The following is a 17,436-nucleotide window of genomic DNA, read 5'->3' as shown; positions in this document are numbered from 1 at the left end:
ATGGATTCGATCGTGGTGACGGGCAATGGCCCTCTATCGGGGGACATCCCTATCGCAGGCGCGAAAAATGCCTGCCTGACGCTGATGCCGGCGACGCTCCTGAGCGAAGAGCCGCTGACATTGATGAACGCGCCGCGCCTGTCGGACATCCGCACGATGACGACGCTCTTGCAATCGCTCGGGACTGAGGTGACGGCGCTGCAGGACGGCCATGTCCTCGCGCTGTCGAGCCATGCCATCGACAATCACTGCGCCGACTACGACATCGTCCGCAAGATGCGCGCCTCGATCCTTGTCCTGGGTCCGATGCTGGCGCGCGACGGGCACGCTGTGGTCTCCCTTCCGGGCGGCTGCGCCATCGGTGCGCGGCCCGTCGATCTGCATCTGCGGGCGCTCGAGGCGATGGGTGCGGAGCTCGACCTGCGGGACGGGTACGTGCACGCCAAGGCGCCGGGCGGGCTCAAGGGCGGGGTCGTGGACTTCCCGCTCGTCTCGGTGGGCGCGACCGAGAACGCGCTCATGGCCGCGACGCTCGCCAAGGGCACGACGGTCATCAAGAACGCCGCGCGCGAACCCGAGATCGTGGACCTTGCCGAATGCCTCCGCCGCATGGGCGCGCAGATCGAGGGCGACGGCACGCACGAGATCACGGTTCAGGGCGTCGATCGCCTCGGCGGCGCGACGCACCGGGTGGTGACCGACCGGATCGAGCTTGGCACCTACATGCTGGCCCCGGCCATCTGCGGCGGCGAAGTCACCTGCCTTGGCGGCGAGAAACGCCTCGTTTCGGCCTTCGTCGACAAGCTGGAGCAAGCGGGTATCGACGTGACCGAAACCGAGCGCGGCCTCACGGTCTCGCGCCGGAACGGACGCGTCTCGGCCGTCGATGTGACGACAGAGCCGTTCCCGGGCTTTCCGACCGACCTGCAGGCGCAGATGATGGCCCTGCTCTGCACTGCCGAAGGCACATCCGTCCTTGAAGAAAAGATCTTCGAGAACAGGTTCATGCACGCGCCCGAGCTGATGCGGATGGGCGCGAAGATCGAGGTCAATGGCGGCACCGCCCGCGTGACCGGCGTGGACAGTCTCAAGGGAGCGCCGGTCATGGCGACGGATCTCAGAGCAAGCGTTTCGCTGATCCTTGCCGGGCTCGCGGCGGAGGGTCAGACGACCGTCAACCGCGTCTATCATCTCGACCGGGGCTACGAACACGTCGTTGCCAAGCTCTCGGGCGTCGGCGCGAAGATCGAAAGGATCAAGGAAACATGAGCGAGGACGCACGGTTCGAAGATGCCGGCCCGCAGCCGCTCAATCTCGGCGCGATGGATCCCGACGATCTCGCGGTGCTCTCGGCGCTTGCACAGGATGCCGTCCTTCCGGTGACAGAGATCGCCTGGCGGGCGCGCGATCGACAGGTCGCGCTGCTGATCAACCGCCTGCGGCACGAGGATCGCACGCCCGAAGTGGAACGTGTTCAGTCGCTTCTCGTCGTGGAGAACGCCTTGCACGTCTCGAGCCAGGGCATCGATCGGTCGGATCGCGACATGATCCTGCAAATCCTGACCATCACCTTTGCGCCCGGAGACGACGGCTCCGGCGCGGTGGAGATCGCCTTTGCCGGGGACGGCGCGATCCGGGTCGAGGTCGAAGCGCTCGAGCTGCGGCTGAAGGATGTCACCCGCCCCTACCGCGCGCCGTCCGGCAAACGGCCGCAGCACCCGGAATGAGCGCCGCTTCGGCTTGCGCCTCCTGCGCGTATCACTAGAACCCCGGCGCAGGATCAACGGAGAGGCCCCATGCCCGTCTTCCTCGACACGAACGCGCCCGATTTCGAGGACGCCTTCGCCGCGCTGCTGACCGCCAAGCGCGAGGACAGCCCCGACGTGGACGACACCGTCGCCGCGATCATCGCGGATGTGCGGGCGCGCGGGGATGAAGCGGTTCTGGACTACACGGCACGGTTCGACCGGCTCGACCTGACCGCGGACCAGCTGGCGATTTCCGCAAGCGAGGTCGACGCCGAGATCGCCAAGGTCGATGACACCGACCGCGCGGCGCTGGAACAGGCTGCCGAACGTATCCGTGCCTACCACGCCCGTCAGATGCCCGAGGATGCACGCTGGACGGATCCCGAAGGCGCGGAACTCGGCTGGCGCTGGACGCCGGTTTCCGCCGCGGGTCTCTACGTGCCGGGCGGGCTCGCCTCCTACCCCTCGTCGCTTCTGATGAACGCGATCCCGGCCAAGGTCGCCGGCGTGTCCCGACTGGCGATCACCGTGCCGACCCCGGACGGCGTCATCAATCCCCTGGTCATGCTCGCCGCGCGCCTCTCCGGCGTGGACGAGATCTACCGGATCGGCGGCGCGCAGGCCATCGCGGCGCTTGCCTACGGCACCGAGACCATCGCGCCGGTCGACAAGATCACCGGGCCGGGCAACGCCTTCGTTGCCGCCGCCAAGCGCCGCGTTTTCGGACGCGTCGGCATCGACATGATCGCGGGCCCGTCCGAGATCCTCGTGATCGCGGATGGCGACAACGATCCAGACTGGATCGCGCTCGACCTGATGAGCCAGGCCGAACATGACGAAAGCGCGCAATCGATCCTGATCACCACCGACGAGACGTTCGGCCGCGAGGTCGCTGCTGCCGTCGAGGCGCGGCTCGAGACGCTGGAGCGCCGCGCGATTGCCGGTGCCTCCTGGCGCGACTTCGGCGCGATCATCACGGTGCGCGATCTGGACGAGGCCGCCGCGCTCTCGAACCGCATCGCGCCCGAGCATCTGGAGCTTTGCACCGCTGATCCCGACGCCCTGTCCGAGAAAATCACCCATGCCGGGGCCATTTTCCTCGGCCAATGGACGCCCGAGGCAATCGGCGATTATGTCGGCGGTCCGAACCACGTTCTGCCGACCGCGCGCTCTGCCCGGTTCTCATCGGGGCTGTCGGTCATGGACTTCGTGAAACGCACGACGCTTGCCAAGATGACGCCCGACGCGCTGCGCGCCATCGGCCCCGCCGCCGAAACCCTGGCACGGGCGGAAAGCCTCGAAGCCCACGGTCTCTCCGTGACCGCGCGGCTTCGGAAGCTCAATCGCTGAGGCTCGGACGCAAAGTGACGTTGCCCGGACATCCCTTTGCCGCTACGCAGAAAGATACATCTGCATCCGAGACCCGGCCCATGAGCCATATCGTACATATCGACCTAGAAGACGGAAACCTGCCGCCCCCGACCCCGGAGATCGAGCAAGAGCGCCGTGTCGCGATGTTCGATCTGATGGAAACCAACAGCTTCTCGCTGCCTGCGCGTGGCGATGCGCCCGCGCCGGAAGGGCCGTTCCGGCTGAAGCTGTCGATCCGCGAGAAACGGCTGGTTTTCGACGTGGCTTCCGAGGACGGTGCGCCGGTCGCTGAATTTCACCTGTCGCTCTCGCCGTTCCGTCAGGTGGTGAAGGACTATTTCCAGATCTGCAAAAGCTATTTCGACGCGGTGAAGACCTCGCCCCCGAGCCAGATCGAGACCATCGACATGGCGCGGCGCGGCATCCACAACGAAGGGGCGCGGATCCTGCAGGACCGCCTTGCGGGCAAGGCGGACATCGACGAGGATACGGCCCGGCGCCTGTTCACCCTCGTCTCCGTCCTGCATTACGGGGGCTGAATGACCGAACCCCTGCCGCGCTCGGTTCTCTTCTGCTGCGATCACAACGCGGTCCGCTCTCCGATGGCCGAGGGCATCATGAAAAAGCTCTACGGCGCGGACCCTTACGTGCAATCGGCCGGTGTCATGCACGATGCCGATGTGGACGGCTTCGCCATCGCGGTCTGCGAGGAGATCGGCGTCGAGCTATCCCGCCACAAGGTCCGCGATCTGACCGAGCTTGAACGCATGGGAGAGGCGCTGTCGGGATTTGACCTGATCGTCGCGATGACGCCGCAGGCGCAGGCCATCGCCACCGATATGACCCGCCTCTACGACATGACGCTGGAATACTGGCCGATCCCGGATCCCTCCGGCACCGGCGAGACCCGCGCCACCAAGCTTGCCGCCTATCGCGAGGCGCGCGACGCGATCACCCGAGCCATGACAGAGAAATGGGGGACACCATGAGCCAACACGTGCTTTCCCGGTACTTCGACGCCTTCAATCGCAAGGATATCGAGGGGATGCTCGACTGCCTGAGCGACGAGGTCGCGCATTACGTCAACGAAGGCGATATCCGCACGGGCAAGGAGGCGTTTCGCGGCTTCTGCGATCACATGGCCAAGTGCTACGATGAGCGGCTGACCGAGCTGGTTCTGTTCGAAGCCGAGGGCGGCAGGCGCGGTGCGGCCGAATACATGGTGAACGGCACCTATCTGCAGACGGATGAGGGCCTGCCCGAAGCCAACGGCCAGACCTACCGGCTGCCTGCGGGATCGTTCTTCACGCTCTCCGAGGGAGGGATCATTCGCATCGTCACCTATTACAACCTGAGCGACTGGATCCGGCAGGTCTCCTGATGCGGGTAGACGTGCTAACCGGAGAGGCGCTTGATGCGGCGCTCGACGACGTGGCGCGGCTCAGGATCGAGGTGTTTCGCGACTGGCCTTATCTCTACGATGGCGATGCGGAATACGAGCGGGGCTATCTGGAGGCCTATCGACAGAGCGACAACGCCATTCTCGTCGGAGCTTTCGACGGCGATCGGCTCGTCGGTGCCGCCACCGGAACGCCCATGGCCGATCATGCCGAGGATTTCGCGAAACCCTTCGCGCAGACCGGATATTCGCTCGAGTCGATTTTCTACTGCGCGGAATCGGTGTTGCTGCCCGAATATCGTGGCCTTCGGATCGGGCATCTTTTCTTCGACATGCGCGAGGAGCACGCGCGCCGGCTCGGTGCCAGCCATGCCTGCTTCTGCGCCGTGCTTCGCTCGGAAGATCATCCGATGCGGCCCGCCGGGTACAGGCCGCTCAACGGATTTTGGCGAAAACGCGGCTATGAGCCGTTGCCCGGCGTAGAAGCGGAATTTGCCTGGAAAGATGTCGATCAGCCGGACGAGACCACTCACCGGCTTCAGTTCTGGATCAGGGAGCTATGACGGCTTGCCGCCGCGTGCATCACGACGACACCTGTCCGAGCAATATTTGACCTCATCCCAGACATCGGCCCATTTCTTGCGCCATGTGAAAGGCCGCGCGCAGACCGCGCAGACCTTCTGGGGCAAGTCGGATTTCTTACGCATCCGGGCCAAGACAGGGTCTCGTCAGTTCTGACCCGCGGCGTTGTCGCCGCCGGACGACGCATTCTCGCCTTCGCCGTCGATCGTCACACTGCCGGTCGAATTGCCGCCGGGCTCGTAGCTCTCTGCCTCGTAGCCTTCGAGTGTCGTCGCCTCGGTCTCGCCTTCGACCATCGAGGAACCGGCCGTGTCGTCCCCTGCCACGCCCTGCTCTTCGTCGCTGCTGCCGACGAAGGCGACGTAGAGAACAAAGATCAACAAAAGGGCCGCCCCGTAGAAAAGGGATGCCTTGATCCCGAGAAGCGAGGGGCGATGCTTCTTCTCCTGCTTTTCGACATCGGTATCAGGTGCGGACATTTGAGTACCTCGGAACTGTTGTCTACGCTGCGGCAGCCTTACTTGCCGCAGCGGCTCTGAAGGCATAACACTTTGCCAAATAGGGCGGTTCCCGGCCCGGCACAGACGAATGCTGCACTGCGACACCTGACCACAGGAGATGAAATCTTGAAAGATGCCAGCCCGACGACCGTATACCTCAAGGACTACGAGCCCTTCGGATATCTGGTCGAGGATGTTCATCTCACCTTCCGTCTTGCGCCGAACGCGACGCGCGTTCTGAGCCGTATTCGCTTCGCGCCGAACCCGGCAACGAAGACCCGCGATTTTTTTCTCAACGGCGAAAACGTCACGCTGATCTCGGCAAAGATCGACGGAGCGGACGTTGCGCCCGAGATCACGGCGGACGGTCTGCGCCTTGAGGACGCTCCCGATGCCCCGTTCACCTTCGAGGCCGAGGTTGAAATCGACCCTGCGGAGAACACGGCGCTCGAGGGCCTCTACATGTCGAACGGCATGTATTGCACGCAATGCGAGGCCGAGGGGTTTCGCAAGATCACCTATTATCCCGATCGCCCCGACGTGATGGCGACCTTCACCGTGCGGATCGAGGGCGACCTGCCGGTCATGTTGTCGAACGGCAATCCCGCCGCATCGGGCGAGGGCTGGGCCGAATGGCATGATCCCTGGCCGAAACCCTCCTATCTCTTTGCGCTGGTCGCGGGCGAGCTTGTCGCGCATGAGGACCATTTCACCACGGCTTCGGGCCGCGCCGTCGACTTGAACCTCTGGGTCCGGCCCGGAGACGAGCACAAATGCGCCTTCGGAATGGAAGCGCTGAAGAAATCCATGCGCTGGGACGAAGAGGTCTACGGGCGCGAATACGATCTGGACGTCTTCAACATCGTCGCCGTCGACGACTTCAACATGGGCGCGATGGAGAACAAGGGGCTGAATATCTTCAACTCCGCCGCCGTTCTGGCGAGCCCGGAGACCTCGACCGACGCCAATTTCGAGCGGATCGAGGCGATCATCGCGCATGAATATTTCCATAACTGGACAGGCAACCGGATCACCTGCCGCGACTGGTTCCAGCTTTGTCTGAAAGAGGGGCTGACCGTCTTCCGCGACAGCCAGTTCACCGCGGATATGCGTTCTGCCCCGGTCAAGCGCATCTCGGATGTGATCGATCTGCGGGCACGGCAATTCCCCGAGGATCAGGGCCCGCTCGCCCATCCGGTCCGGCCCGAGAGCTTCCAGGAAATCAACAACTTCTACACCGCGACTGTCTACGAGAAAGGCGCCGAGGTCATCGGCATGCTCAAGCGGCTCGTCGGTGACGAGGCCTATGCAAAGGCGCTCGATCTCTATTTCAAGCGGCATGACGGGCAGGCCTGCACGATCGAGGATTGGCTGCGCGTGTTCGAGGACACAACCGGCCGCGACATGAGCCAGTTCAAGCGTTGGTATAGCCAAGCGGGCACGCCGCGGCTCTCGGTCGCGGACAGCTACGAGAACGGCACCTATACCCTCACCTTCCGCCAACACACGCCGCCGACGCCCGGACAGGACCAGAAAGCTCCGCAAGTCCTGCCCATCGCGGTCGGACTTTTGGGGCAGAACGGCGAAGAGATCGTGCCGACCACGCTTCTGGAGATGAGCGAGGCCGAGCAGAGCTTCGACTTTCCGAACATGGCGCAAAGGCCCGTCCCGTCGATCCTGCGCGGCTTCTCCGCGCCGGTCGTGCTGGAGCAAGGCTGGGATGCGGAGCGCACGGCATTCTTGCTGGCGCATGACACCGACCCGTTCAATCGCTGGGATGCCGGGCGGCAGCTCGCGCGCGAGAGCCTTGTCGCGCAGATCACCGAAGGTGCCGCGCCCGATGCGAGCTATCTCGACGGGATCGCGACGCTCGTCTCCGACGAAGCGCTCGACCCGGCCTTTCGCGCCCTGATGCTCTCTGGACCGACACAGTCGGAGATCGCGCAGATCCTGCATGAGCGCCGCCATACCCCCGACCCGGACGAGATCTTCACCGCGGCGGAGGCGCTCGGGGATGCGAAGGCGGCGCGGCTTGAGCATCTTCTGCCTGCGATCAAGGACGCAACGGAGATCCGCGCGCCCTACAGCCCCGATGCCGAGCAGGCAGGCAAGCGGGCGCTCTGGTCGGCGGCACTCAGCCTCGAGACGCGGCTTGACGGCGGCGCTGCCGCAAAGGCCGCCTTCGAGAGCGCGGACAACATGACGATCCAGCTTGCCGCCCTGACCTGCCTTGTCCGCGCGGGCGCTGACGAAGACGCGCTCGCAGCTTTCGAGGCGCAGTGGAAGGACGACCGGCTGGTCATGGACAAGTGGTTCGCGATGCAGATCGCGGCAACCGCACCAGAAAACGCCCTGCCCCGCGCCCGTCACCTGACCGAACATCCGGCCTTCGATCTGAAGAACCCCAACCGCTTCCGCGCGGTCATGGGCGCCTTCGCAATGAACCATGCGGGCTTCCACCGCGCCGACGGCGAAGGCTACGACTTCCTTGCCGGCTGGCTCATCACGCTCGATGTGAAGAATCCGCAGACCGCGGCCCGGATGTGCGCGCCGTTCCAGAGCTGGACGCGCTACGATGCGGATCGCCGCGCCAGCATGAAGGCCGCGCTCGAGCGGATCGCCGCTACGCCGGATCTCAGCCGCGACATGAGCGAGATGGTCTCGCGCCTTCTCGCGGCTTGAAGTCCGTGCGCGCGGAACTCTTGGCCGGGTCTGCGCGTTCCGCTATGCTTTAGCCGTTTTTCGGCAGAGGGTCGCCGGTCTGAGGCGGCCATTCGCACTTCCCTTCATGCGAGTGTCATGTCATGGGATAATAAAAAGACGGAACTGAAGATGCCGAGCGAGATGAAGGACCGCATCGACCCCTTGATCGAAGAGCGCGCTGGTTGGCTCTTCAGCGACAAGCTCGGCACGCGCCATGCGCGTCGTATCCTCAATGCCATGCTTGGCTATCGCAAGACGATTGCCCTTGGCGAGCGGTTCCGTGACATGCCGAGCGCGGAATTGATGCGCGAATTGGGCGACATGCTTGCGCGGGATGTCGAGGTTTCCGGTCTGTCAAACGTGCCGCGCAGCGGGCCTGCTCTGATCGTGGCGAACCATCCGACGGGTATCGCCGACGGAATCATGCTCAACCACGTGCTGCGCGATATCCGTCCAGACCTCTATTTCTTTGCAAACCACGACATATTGCGTGTGCTGCCGCAGATGGAGGACATGATCGCCCCGGTGGAGTGGCGCAAGGACAAGCGCAGCCACGGCAAGACCCGCGAGACGATGGCCTATACCCGCAAAGCGGTCGAGGCGGACCGGCTTGGCATCATATTTCCGTCCGGCCGTCTGGCCAAGCGGCGCGGCCTCTGCCTGCACGAACGCGAATGGATGGGCTCGGCAGCGATGATCGCGCGCAAGTTCGAACTGCCCATCATTCCCCTGAACATCCGGGCTCGCAACTCGGTCCTGTTTTATCTCTTCGACTTCATCCACCCGTCCTTGCGCGACATCACGCTCTTCCACGAGACGCTGAACAAGGGCCGTCAACCCTATCGCATCACCGTCGGGGAGCCGATCTCGGCAGCGGCGCTGCCGCAGAAGTCCGAAGACGGGATCGAGATGCTGCGCCGCGCAACCCTCGCGCTTGGCGGTCCTCGGGCTCCGGCGGTATCGCTTCTCGACAATTCGGCGCGGCCGTCCTGGCTGAAAGCCCTGACCGCGACCTGAGGCGTCAGCCGTCTTCCGCGACCTCGATCGGCGGTGCGGGCCGAGCCACGGGGCGCGTGTTGAAAATCGGCTGGCAATAGGTCTGCTCGCGCGTCCAGGCCATCATGTCCCGCCGCTTGCTGCCCGAATGGAAGGGACCCCAGTCGGCCGCGACACCGCGCATCCCCTGGCTGACGACACCATCCCGCGAGACGGTGCGCGCCATGATCCTCAGTCCGCAGGAGAGGTTCGCCGGACCGTCGAGCAGCGCCGCCCCCGTCGTCGCCCGGCAGTTATAAAGGCGCGCGGTTGACGGCAGGATCTGCAAGAGCCCGTGCCAGCGCCCGCCGCCGCCGATCACCGTCGGCCGATAGGTGCTTTCATGCTTCACCAGCGTCGAGACAAGGCCCACCCAGAACGCTTCGCGGTCGCGGCGGTTCGCCTCGGGATAGGCCGGACACCATTCCTCGATATCGCGCGGAACGATCTCGGGCAGGCGCGAGGCGTGGCCGTTCAGGGCCGACAAGGTGGCGCGTGTCCAGATGGCACGCTGCCCGGTCTTGCCCCATCGCGCGGTTGGCAATTGATCGCGCCGCGCCTTTGGACGGGGCGAGGCGGCAACCGCTTGCGGGCTGGGATCGGGCTTCACGAACAGCGGCAGATCCTCGGCCTTTTGCATCAGGTCGAGGGTATCTGAGGTCGCGGCCATCCCGGCGGTGCAGCTGATCGCCAATGACGCTATGAGTGTTCTGAGCAGCATCGCTCGCGAGAATGCCTGTCTTTCGCGCCTCGATGCAAGTCCGCGTGCGTCTTGCGGCGGCAAAGAGCTGCCGGCTCTTGCCCCCTGCCCGCCCCTGTCCTAAACGCAAGATCTGAATTCCAAGGCCGCCAGAGGACGCATCTCATGCTGGATTTGAGCTTCGAGGCTCCGAAACCCAAGGTCATCGCCGGGGCAAAGCACGATTGGGAACTCGTCATCGGCATGGAGGTCCATGCCCAGGTTGCCTCCAAGGCGAAGCTCTTCTCGGGTGCCTCGACCGAATTCGGCGCAGAGCCCAATTCCAACGTCTCCTTCGTCGATGCGGCCATGCCGGGCATGCTGCCGGTCATCAACGAGTTCTGCGTCGAGCAGGCCGTTCGGACGGGCCTCGGCCTCAAGGCGGCGATCAACCTCTCCTCGGCGTTCGACCGGAAGAATTACTTCTATCCCGACTTGCCGCAGGGTTACCAGATTTCCCAGCTTTATCATCCACTTGTCGGCGAGGGCGAAGTCATCGTCGACATGGAGCCCGGCATCGCCCGCCGCGTGCGGATTGAGCGCATCCACATGGAGCAGGACGCCGGCAAGTCGATCCATGACATGGACCCGGCGATGTCCTTTGTCGATCTCAACCGCACAGGGGTCGCGCTGATGGAGATTGTCTCGCGCCCCGATATCCGCGGGCCGGAGGAGGCGGCGGCCTATATCGCCAAGCTGCGCCAGATCATGCGTTATCTCGGCACCTGCAATGGCGACATGCAGAACGGCAACCTGCGCGCAGACGTGAACGTATCGGTCTGCCGTCCCGGAGATTACGAAAAATACCAGGAAACGCAGGATTTCAGCCATCTCGGCACGCGCTGCGAGATCAAGAACATGAACTCCATGCGCTTCATCCAGGCGGCCATCGACGTGGAGGCCCGCCGCCAGATCGCGATTATCGAGGGCGGCGGCGAAGTGGTGCAGGAAACGCGCCTCTACGATCCCGACAAGAACGAGACACGCTCGATGCGCTCCAAGGAAGAGGCACACGATTATCGCTACTTCCCCGACCCCGACCTTCTGCCGCTCGAGATCGAGCAGGCCTGGGTGGACGGCATCGCCGAGAGCCTGCCGGAACTGCCCGACGCCAAGAAGGCGCGGTTCGTCAAGGATTTCGGCCTTTCGGAATACGATGCGGGCGTCTTGACCGCTGAACTGCGGAATGCCGTCTATTTCGAGAAGGTCGCGGCCGAGGGCGGCGACGGCAAGATGGCGGCAAACTGGGTCATCAACGAGCTGTTCGGCCGGCTGAAGAAGGACGATCGCGACATTTCGGACAGCCCCGTCTCTCCAGGTCAACTTGCTGGGCTCGTCAAGCTCATCAAGTCGGGCGACATCTCGGGCAAGATCGCCAAGGACGTCTTCGAGATCGTCTATACCGAAGGCGGAGATCCAGCGGCCATCGTCGAGGAGAAGGGCCTCAAGCAGGTCACGGATACCGGCGCGATCGAGACCGCGGTCGACGAGGTCATCGCTGCGAATCCCGATCAGGTCGAGAAGGCCAAGCAGAACCCCAAGCTCGCGGGCTGGTTCGTCGGCCAGGTGATGAAGGCGACGGGCGGCAAGGCCAATCCGAAGGCCGTGAACGAGATCGTCTCGGCCAAGCTCGGCCTGTAGGGCGGATGACCGCGGCTCGTCCTGCTGGTCAGCAAGTCTTCGCTCTGCTCCCCGCCAGCGCTGGCCTTCCAGGGCGCGTGACAGTACAGTTTCGACCGACCTGAAGAAGTGAGCCTCCGATCCCATGACCCGCTATCAATACCGCATTCTGCCTGCCCCCGAAAAAGGCAAGAAAGCCAAGGGGGTGAAGGGCGCAAAAGCGCGGTTCGCCCATGCGGTCGAGGAGCTCATGAACGAGATGGGCGCAGACGGCTGGGAGTATCTCCGCGCCGACACGCTGCCCTCCGAAGAACGCGCGGGGCTCGGCTCCAGCGTGACGGAATGGCGCACTCTGCTGGTGTTCCGGCGTCCCCGGCTCGACCGGGCCGAGGATTTCGCCGTTCCCATGATCGAAGGGCCGGACGATGACGACGAAAACGAGTCCGCACCGCTCTTTCCAGCAAAGGTCGCGGCAAGCGCTCCGGAGAAGCCCGACGCGGACACCCAGAGCGAGCGCGACGCCGAAAAGACATCGACAGGCAGCCTTGGCGCGCTTTTGCGCGAACGCGCCGGGCGGCTGATCCCCGCGAGCGAGGATCGCCCCGATGAGACAGAGGACGAAAAAACCGCCTCTGAGGATGACAAGACCGATCCGGCAGAGACGCAGAAGGCCTGACGCCCTGCCCTATTCGCCGAGATCCAGCGACAGCGCGTGGATCGCGCCGACCAGATCCGCGCCCAAGGCCTGATGAACGGCACGGTGCCGCGCGATGCGGCTCTGGCCCTTGAACGCCTCCGAGCGGATGACGACATGAAAGTGACTTTCACCACCCTCCTGGAATCCCGCATGTCCGCGGTGCGCCTCACTGTCATCCCGCACCACGAGCTCGCGTGGTTCGAACGCCTCGCGCAGGCGTGTTTCCATCAATTCAGTCCGCGACATTTTTATACGCTTCGCCCCCTATGATCCGGTTCGGTTTTGTCTAAACTGCACCGTCCGAGTCGAAAAGGTGTTCAAACATGAGCAGATCAGATCCCTTCGGATTCGACATGTCCGTGAAATCGGCCAAGAAAAAGAGCCCGCGCGGACGGCGTGGCATGTCAGGCGAATCCGAAACCTCCACCCGCGTCTGCGACCACGAAGGCTGTCAGGAGCCGGGAAAGTTCCGCGCGCCGAAAGCGCCGGACGTGCTCGATGACTTCTACTGGTTCTGCAAGGACCACGTGCGCGAGTACAACGCGCAATGGAGCTTCTTCGAGGGCAAGACGGAAGCCGAGATGAACGCCCAGTCAAGCGCCGACAAGGTCTGGGAGCGGCGCACCAAAGATTGGCGCGATCCCGAGGCCCGCGCCTGGGCGCGGCTCGGAATCGAGGACGCGCATCAGGTTTTGGGCGACAACGCGACGCGCAATCCCGGCAAGGCCGGCAAAACTGGCGGACGCCGCCTGCCCCCGACCGAAAAGCGCGCGGCCGATATTCTCGAGGTGCGCGAGGATGCGACGAAGGCCGACGTGCGGAAGGCCTACAAGGCGCTCATCAAAGTGCTGCACCCGGACATGAACGGCGGCGACCGCAGTCAGGAAGAGCAGCTGCAGCTTGTCATGTGGGCCTGGGATCAGCTCAAGGACAGCCGCTTCTTCAAGTAATCCGACGGGACAACGAAAAAGGCGCGCGCCCCGTGGAACGCGCGCCTTTTTTCATGTCCAGCTTCGCCTTACGCTTCGACGAATGTCAGCGAGACGCCGTTCAGGCAATGACGTTTGCCCGTCGGTTGAGGCCCGTCATCGAAGATGTGGCCGAGATGCGAGCCGCAGCGCGAGCAATGAACCTCGGTCCGGGTCATGAAGAGCGACCGGTCCGGCTTCGTGCCGATCACCTCTTGGGAGATCGGCTTGTAAAAGCTCGGCCAGCCCGTGCCGCTGTCGTATTTGTGCTCGGAGGAATAAAGCTCCTGATCGCAGCCGCGGCAAATGTAGGTGCCTTGCGTCTTGAGATCGTGCAGCGGCGAGCTGAAGGCGCGCTCCGTGCCTTCCTCGCGCATGACGGTGAATTCGGCGTCGCTCAGCATGGAGCGCCATTCGGCCTCGCTGCGGGTCACGGGAAAGTTGCCCTCTTGCGCCCGCGCGGCACCCGAGCCCAGCCCCAAGGCGGCGGCAGTGGTTCCGATGAAAGTGCGTCGGCTCATCATGTCGGCCTCCAATCGTTCGGCGAATAAAAAGGCCCGGACCGGAGATCGGTCCGGGCCCATTGCCCTGAAATATAGGGGTTTCAGGACGCGTTTACAGGGTTCAGCCTGCCTGGCCGGCCGGCAGGAGCACACGGTCGATCACGTGAATGACACCGTTCGACTGGTCGACATCGGCGATGGTCACGGTCGCGGTGCGGCCGTTCTCGTCGGTCAGCGTGATCTCGTCGCCGTCCATCATCGCCTGCAGCGTGCAGCCGCCAACGGTCTCGACCGGGTGGTTGCCCATGTCGTCGGCGATCATGCCCGCGATGGCGGTGGAGAAGGCTTCCGCCGCGACGACGTGGCAGGTCAGGATCTGCGCGAGCTGTTCCTGATTCTCGTCCATCATCAGCGCGTTGAGGCTGTCCTCGGACAGCATACCGAAGGCGTCGTCGGTCGGCGCGAAGACGGTGAACGGGCCTTCGGAGTTCAGCGTGTCGACGAGGCCAGCCTGCTGCACGGCTGCAACGAGCGTGGTGTGGATGGGCGAGTTAACCGCGTTCTCGACGATGGTCATGTCGGCCATCATCGGCGCGCCGCCAACGGTCGGGTTGTCCTGAGCGGACGCGGTGCTGGCGCCGAATGCAACTGCGCTTGCTGCGACGGCGAGGGCTCCGAAAGTGGTCTTGATGGTCATCTTCAAACTCCTGTCATTCATGTGCCCCGACCTTTTGGCCGGGATCACACTGACCCACGTGGAGCGCAAAATCGGAGTTTCAAAATCTCGGGCGAGGCGGCGGTCACGTGTCCGTGAAAGGCACGATGGGGCCGACCGCGCGAACCTCGGTTGGCGTGCCGTCGGGCGAACCGCCAGCCGGCTCTTCGGACACGGCGAGCGTGCCGCCCTCGAGCATCGGGATCAGCTCTTCGGGCAGCACTTGCCGGCCGATGACGCCCTGCTCGCGCGGCACAAGGCCGAGCGAGATGGGCGGTCCGTCATCCGGGACAAGCCACATCTCGTTGTCGCGCCCCTCTGGCACGGTGCCGCCGTCGCGGCGGATCAGGAATTCGTTGCTTTCCTCGAGATATCCTGCGTGGACCAGAAGCTCCGATCCTTCTTCTGCCGCGAGGTCGGCCACGTAGGTCGGCGTCGTGCCCCCCATGTCCAGCATTCCGGTGGTGATGACGGCCCAGCCGAACACGGCCGCCGCGACCGCGCCGAGTGCGTAGGGAACGAGGCTCCGCCACCAGGGATGATCTTTCGTCTCTCCGAATGCGAGCGCCTCGATCCGGCGCTTGAGCTGCGGAGGTGGCGCGACGGGCGGCAAGGCGTCGGCCAGGGACGCGAAGTACTCGGTCCAGCTGACGACGGTCGCCTCGAGCTCGGGCTCGCGCAGGAGACGCTCCTCGAACGCAGCGATTTCCTCCTCGGGCATGAGACCCAAGGCATATTCGGCAGCGCGCGCGGCATCGTCCTCTGGACTGCCCGGCATGATATCGTCGCGCTCGTCGCTCATCGCGAGAGACACTCCTTCAACTGGATCAGGGCCCGGCGCAGCCAGGTTCTGACCGTATTCAATTTGACCCCTGTCGCATCGGAAAGCTCGGCATAGGTCCAGCCATCCAGATACGCCTTCTGGACCATCTCGGCCCGGTCCGGCGGCAGTTCCCCGAGACAGCCATACAATGCGCGTGCCTCTGAATTCAGAGCAGCCTGCGCTTCGGGACCTGGTCCCTGGTCAGGCATCGTGTCCGCCGCATCGAGCGCCTCGCCCGTCGATGGTTTTTTCTTGCGCCGCCGATCGATGGCGACGTTCCGTGTCAGCGTGATGAGCCACGTCATCGGCGAGTAGCCGTTGGCCCGATACAGCTCGGCGCGGTGCCACACCCGCAGATAGGCCTCCTGCAAGGCTTCCTCGGCTTCGGCGCGATCGTTCAAGACACGCAGGCTCACAGCGAAGAGTTTCGCGCTGGTGCGGTCGTATAATGCGGAAAATGCCGCGCGGTCCTTCATCACGATGCGCGCGATGAAAGCTTCGATCTCGTCCTGTGGGCTCATGGCCGCCGAGGCCCCGGGCCCGCCTGAATCCTGCATCAACTCGCCTCGATACCCCTGCCATTGGGGAGAGCGCGAGATCAGGCCGCGCTTTCCCTTGCTCCTCCCCGGAATATGTTGCACCACGACGCGCAACGCAGCCGATCAGGAGGACGCGGAAAGCATGGCGGACGGATCGATGGATATCAATGCGAAACCGACCGAGGAAATCTCGGTACGCGAGACCTTCGGTATCGACACCGATATGGTCGTGCATGGCTTTTCGGACGGCAGCGATCGTGTGCCGGATATCGATTTCACCTACAAGTTCGATCCCGACACGACGCTCGCGATCCTGGCCGGGTTCGAGCACAATCGCCGCGTGATGATCCAAGGCTATCACGGCACCGGCAAGTCGACCCATATCGAGCAGGTCGCGGCCCGTCTCAACTGGCCCGCCGTGCGCGTGAACCTCGACAGCCATATCAGCCGGATCGACCTTATCGGCAAGGACGCGATCCGTCTCGTCGACGGCAAACAGACAACGCAGTTCCAGGAAGGCATCCTGCCCTGGGCGCTGCGGAACCCCACCGCGATCGTCTTCGACGAATACGACGCGGGCCGCGCGGACGTGATGTTCGTGATCCAGCGTGTTCTGGAAGTCGACGGCAAGCTGACGCTGCTCGACCAGAACGAGGTGATCCACCCCCATCCCTATTTCCGGATCTTCGCGACCGCGAACACGGTGGGCCTCGGGGATACGACCGGGCTGTATCATGGCACGCAGCAGATCAACCAGGGTCAGATGGACCGCTGGAGCCTCGTTGCGACGCTGAACTACCTGCCGGTCGATGCCGAGGTCGAGATCGTTCTGTCGAAAAACCCGTCCTTCAACACCGACAAGGGCCGCCGGACGGTGCGGCAGATGGTGACGGTAGCCGAACTGACGCGCACCGCCTTCATGAACGGCGATCTCTCGACGGTGATGAGCCCGCGGACGGTGATCGCCTGGGCGCAGAACGCTCAGATCTTCGGAAACATGGGATACGCTTTCCGTCTTTCCTTCCTCAACAAGTGCGACGAGCTCGAGCGGCAAACCGTGGCCGAGTTCTACCAGCGCTGCTTCGACGAGGAACTGCCCGAAAGCGCCGCTTCGGTGAGCATGGGGTGAGAGGCGGGGCGCTCTGCCTTCTTCTCGCCGCGGCGCCTGCCCTGGCGACACCCTCCGACACTCCCGCGCGTGCGCCGCGTCTTTCCGACAATCACGACGTGCAATGCGCCGCGTTCTGGGCCGGCTACGGCATCGCTGCGGCACGCCTTACGGCGCTAGGCGATGACGGCCTCTCCGAAGCTGCCATCCGCCAGTATCGGGACCGCGCCATCGCCGCCGGTGCCGATGCTGACATGCTTGACCGGTTCATCGCCGCCGAGGCCGACAGCCGTGCATTGATGGTTGAAGCCTATATCTACGGCGGGGACGAGACGAGCCGCGAGATCACGCTCCGCACGATAGAGCGCTGCCCGGTGGAGTGAGCG

22 protein-coding genes are annotated in these 17,436 nt (G+C 64.1%); 14 read left to right on the top strand and 8 right to left on the bottom strand.

Annotated elements, in window-relative coordinates; genetic code table 11:
- From murA to FIU91_RS06250, 7 genes are all read left to right on the top strand, one after another.
- Complete coding sequence (gene murA, locus FIU91_RS06280) at window positions 1-1,269, top strand: UDP-N-acetylglucosamine 1-carboxyvinyltransferase (protein ID WP_152461843.1); 1,269 nt, start codon at window positions 1-3, stop codon at window positions 1,267-1,269.
- Window positions 1,266-1,727 (top strand): DUF2948 family protein, encoded by a 462-nt coding sequence (locus tag FIU91_RS06275; protein ID WP_093013427.1) that lies wholly within the window; start codon window positions 1,266-1,268, stop codon window positions 1,725-1,727. The genes murA and FIU91_RS06275 overlap by 4 nt, the downstream gene beginning before the upstream one ends.
- Window positions 1,728-1,796: 69 nt before the next feature.
- Window positions 1,797-3,098: a histidinol dehydrogenase gene (gene hisD / locus FIU91_RS06270; RefSeq protein ID WP_152461842.1), complete on the top strand. Its 1,302-nt coding sequence runs from the start codon at window positions 1,797-1,799 to the stop codon at window positions 3,096-3,098.
- An 80-nt stretch (window positions 3,099-3,178) separates the two neighbouring features.
- Entirely contained in the window at window positions 3,179-3,658 is a 480-nt protein-coding gene (locus FIU91_RS06265; RefSeq protein ID WP_152461841.1) for a UPF0262 family protein, read from the top strand.
- Window positions 3,659-4,108 carry a low molecular weight phosphatase family protein gene (locus tag FIU91_RS06260; RefSeq protein ID WP_093013436.1) on the top strand — a complete coding sequence of 150 codons (450 nt, stop codon included), beginning with the start codon at window positions 3,659-3,661 and terminating at the stop codon, window positions 4,106-4,108.
- Entirely contained in the window at window positions 4,105-4,500 is a 396-nt protein-coding gene (locus FIU91_RS06255) for a ketosteroid isomerase-related protein (RefSeq protein ID WP_152461840.1), read from the top strand. The genes FIU91_RS06260 and FIU91_RS06255 overlap by 4 nt, the downstream gene beginning before the upstream one ends.
- Window positions 4,500-5,081 carry a GNAT family N-acetyltransferase gene (locus FIU91_RS06250; RefSeq protein ID WP_152461839.1) on the top strand — a complete coding sequence of 194 codons (582 nt, stop codon included), beginning with the start codon at window positions 4,500-4,502 and terminating at the stop codon, window positions 5,079-5,081. Before FIU91_RS06255 ends, FIU91_RS06250 begins: the two co-directional genes overlap by 1 nt.
- Here the strand turns inward: FIU91_RS06250 and FIU91_RS06245 are convergent.
- Window positions 5,076-5,234: a DUF2256 domain-containing protein gene (locus FIU91_RS06245; RefSeq protein ID WP_152461838.1), complete on the bottom strand. Its 159-nt coding sequence runs from the start codon at window positions 5,232-5,234 to the stop codon at window positions 5,076-5,078. The genes FIU91_RS06250 and FIU91_RS06245 overlap by 6 nt on opposite strands.
- A 12-nt stretch (window positions 5,235-5,246) precedes the next feature.
- Complete coding sequence (locus FIU91_RS06240; protein WP_152461837.1) at window positions 5,247-5,579, bottom strand: hypothetical protein; 333 nt, start codon at window positions 5,577-5,579, stop codon at window positions 5,247-5,249.
- A gap of 147 nt (window positions 5,580-5,726) precedes the next feature.
- Here FIU91_RS06240 and pepN point away from each other — a divergent pair, with 147 nt between their 5' ends.
- Together pepN and FIU91_RS06230 are read left to right on the top strand one after the other, a co-directional pair.
- The gene (gene pepN / locus FIU91_RS06235; RefSeq protein ID WP_152461836.1) at window positions 5,727-8,282 is read left to right on the top strand and encodes an aminopeptidase N; all 2,556 of its coding nucleotides are present in this window, start codon (window positions 5,727-5,729) and stop codon (window positions 8,280-8,282) included.
- A gap of 150 nt (window positions 8,283-8,432) precedes the next feature.
- Complete coding sequence (locus FIU91_RS06230; RefSeq protein ID WP_093013451.1) at window positions 8,433-9,320, top strand: 1-acyl-sn-glycerol-3-phosphate acyltransferase; 888 nt, start codon at window positions 8,433-8,435, stop codon at window positions 9,318-9,320.
- Window positions 9,321-9,324: 4 nt separating this feature from the next.
- On the opposite strand, the gene FIU91_RS06225 is transcribed toward FIU91_RS06230, so the two are convergent.
- Window positions 9,325-10,059, bottom strand: a complete 735-nt coding sequence (locus FIU91_RS06225) for a transglycosylase SLT domain-containing protein (RefSeq protein ID WP_093013454.1) — start codon at window positions 10,057-10,059, stop codon at window positions 9,325-9,327.
- A gap of 144 nt (window positions 10,060-10,203) precedes the next feature.
- Between FIU91_RS06225 and gatB the strand changes: the two genes are divergently transcribed.
- Together gatB and FIU91_RS06215 are read left to right on the top strand one after the other, a co-directional pair.
- Window positions 10,204-11,718 carry an Asp-tRNA(Asn)/Glu-tRNA(Gln) amidotransferase subunit GatB gene (gatB, locus tag FIU91_RS06220; protein ID WP_152461835.1) on the top strand — a complete coding sequence of 505 codons (1,515 nt, stop codon included), beginning with the start codon at window positions 10,204-10,206 and terminating at the stop codon, window positions 11,716-11,718.
- Between the two features lie 124 nt (window positions 11,719-11,842).
- Window positions 11,843-12,373 carry a hypothetical protein gene (locus FIU91_RS06215; protein ID WP_216651629.1) on the top strand — a complete coding sequence of 177 codons (531 nt, stop codon included), beginning with the start codon at window positions 11,843-11,845 and terminating at the stop codon, window positions 12,371-12,373.
- Window positions 12,374-12,382: 9 nt separating this feature from the next.
- Here the strand turns inward: FIU91_RS06215 and FIU91_RS06210 are convergent, their stop codons facing one another.
- Window positions 12,383-12,640: a BolA family transcriptional regulator gene (locus tag FIU91_RS06210; RefSeq protein WP_152461834.1), complete on the bottom strand. Its 258-nt coding sequence runs from the start codon at window positions 12,638-12,640 to the stop codon at window positions 12,383-12,385.
- Between the two features lie 77 nt (window positions 12,641-12,717).
- Here FIU91_RS06210 and FIU91_RS06205 point away from each other — a divergent pair, with 77 nt between their 5' ends.
- Window positions 12,718-13,344 carry a J domain-containing protein gene (locus FIU91_RS06205; protein ID WP_152461833.1) on the top strand — a complete coding sequence of 209 codons (627 nt, stop codon included), beginning with the start codon at window positions 12,718-12,720 and terminating at the stop codon, window positions 13,342-13,344.
- Between the two features lie 68 nt (window positions 13,345-13,412).
- On the opposite strand, the gene msrB is transcribed toward FIU91_RS06205, so the two are convergent.
- The 4 genes from msrB to FIU91_RS06185 form a co-directional block, all read right to left on the bottom strand.
- Window positions 13,413-13,883 (bottom strand): peptide-methionine (R)-S-oxide reductase MsrB, encoded by a 471-nt coding sequence (gene msrB / locus FIU91_RS06200; protein ID WP_093013714.1) that lies wholly within the window; start codon window positions 13,881-13,883, stop codon window positions 13,413-13,415.
- A gap of 103 nt (window positions 13,884-13,986) precedes the next feature.
- Window positions 13,987-14,562 carry a fasciclin domain-containing protein gene (locus FIU91_RS06195; RefSeq protein ID WP_093013470.1) on the bottom strand — a complete coding sequence of 192 codons (576 nt, stop codon included), beginning with the start codon at window positions 14,560-14,562 and terminating at the stop codon, window positions 13,987-13,989.
- Window positions 14,563-14,665: 103 nt separating this feature from the next.
- Entirely contained in the window at window positions 14,666-15,382 is a 717-nt protein-coding gene (locus tag FIU91_RS06190; RefSeq protein ID WP_152461832.1) for an anti-sigma factor domain-containing protein, read from the bottom strand.
- Complete coding sequence (locus FIU91_RS06185; RefSeq protein ID WP_093013717.1) at window positions 15,379-15,924, bottom strand: sigma-70 family RNA polymerase sigma factor; 546 nt, start codon at window positions 15,922-15,924, stop codon at window positions 15,379-15,381. The genes FIU91_RS06190 and FIU91_RS06185 overlap by 4 nt, the downstream gene beginning before the upstream one ends.
- A gap of 160 nt (window positions 15,925-16,084) precedes the next feature.
- On the opposite strand from FIU91_RS06185, the gene cobS reads away from it, so the two are divergent.
- Both cobS and FIU91_RS06175 read left to right on the top strand, forming a co-directional pair.
- Entirely contained in the window at window positions 16,085-17,071 is a 987-nt protein-coding gene (gene cobS / locus FIU91_RS06180; protein ID WP_152461831.1) for a cobaltochelatase subunit CobS, read from the top strand.
- Complete coding sequence (locus FIU91_RS06175) at window positions 17,068-17,433, top strand: hypothetical protein (RefSeq protein ID WP_152461830.1); 366 nt, start codon at window positions 17,068-17,070, stop codon at window positions 17,431-17,433. The genes cobS and FIU91_RS06175 overlap by 4 nt, the downstream gene beginning before the upstream one ends.
- Window positions 17,434-17,436: the final 3 nt, after the last annotated feature.

This window comes from Roseivivax sp. THAF30 (assembly GCF_009363575.1).
GTDB classification, from domain to species: Bacteria; Pseudomonadota; Alphaproteobacteria; order Rhodobacterales; family Rhodobacteraceae; genus Roseivivax; species Roseivivax halotolerans.
Note: the sequence above shows the minus strand (reverse complement) of the source record. Positions and strands in the feature narration are given on the sequence as shown.

Coding starts and splice junctions, on each gene's coding strand:
- FIU91_RS06195 (WP_093013470.1), bottom strand. CDS start 14,562: ATGACCATCAAGACCACTTTCGGAGCCCTCGCCGTCGCAGCAAGCGCA.
- FIU91_RS06185 (WP_093013717.1), bottom strand. CDS start 15,924: ATGAGCCCACAGGACGAGATCGAAGCTTTCATCGCGCGCATCGTGATG.
- FIU91_RS06205 (WP_152461833.1), top strand. CDS start 12,718: ATGAGCAGATCAGATCCCTTCGGATTCGACATGTCCGTGAAATCGGCC.
- msrB (WP_093013714.1), bottom strand. CDS start 13,883: ATGAGCCGACGCACTTTCATCGGAACCACTGCCGCCGCCTTGGGGCTG.
- cobS (WP_152461831.1), top strand. CDS start 16,085: ATGGCGGACGGATCGATGGATATCAATGCGAAACCGACCGAGGAAATC.
- FIU91_RS06190 (WP_152461832.1), bottom strand. CDS start 15,382: ATGAGCGACGAGCGCGACGATATCATGCCGGGCAGTCCAGAGGACGAT.
- FIU91_RS06265 (WP_152461841.1), top strand. CDS start 3,179: ATGAGCCATATCGTACATATCGACCTAGAAGACGGAAACCTGCCGCCC.
- FIU91_RS06230 (WP_093013451.1), top strand. CDS start 8,433: ATGCCGAGCGAGATGAAGGACCGCATCGACCCCTTGATCGAAGAGCGC.
- hisD (WP_152461842.1), top strand. CDS start 1,797: ATGCCCGTCTTCCTCGACACGAACGCGCCCGATTTCGAGGACGCCTTC.
- FIU91_RS06250 (WP_152461839.1), top strand. CDS start 4,500: ATGCGGGTAGACGTGCTAACCGGAGAGGCGCTTGATGCGGCGCTCGAC.
- FIU91_RS06210 (WP_152461834.1), bottom strand. CDS start 12,640: ATGTCGCGGACTGAATTGATGGAAACACGCCTGCGCGAGGCGTTCGAA.
- FIU91_RS06255 (WP_152461840.1), top strand. CDS start 4,105: ATGAGCCAACACGTGCTTTCCCGGTACTTCGACGCCTTCAATCGCAAG.
- FIU91_RS06240 (WP_152461837.1), bottom strand. CDS start 5,579: ATGTCCGCACCTGATACCGATGTCGAAAAGCAGGAGAAGAAGCATCGC.
- FIU91_RS06275 (WP_093013427.1), top strand. CDS start 1,266: ATGAGCGAGGACGCACGGTTCGAAGATGCCGGCCCGCAGCCGCTCAAT.
- FIU91_RS06260 (WP_093013436.1), top strand. CDS start 3,659: ATGACCGAACCCCTGCCGCGCTCGGTTCTCTTCTGCTGCGATCACAAC.
- gatB (WP_152461835.1), top strand. CDS start 10,204: ATGCTGGATTTGAGCTTCGAGGCTCCGAAACCCAAGGTCATCGCCGGG.
- murA (WP_152461843.1), top strand. CDS start 1: ATGGATTCGATCGTGGTGACGGGCAATGGCCCTCTATCGGGGGACATC.
- FIU91_RS06215 (WP_216651629.1), top strand. CDS start 11,843: ATGACCCGCTATCAATACCGCATTCTGCCTGCCCCCGAAAAAGGCAAG.
- FIU91_RS06225 (WP_093013454.1), bottom strand. CDS start 10,059: ATGCTGCTCAGAACACTCATAGCGTCATTGGCGATCAGCTGCACCGCC.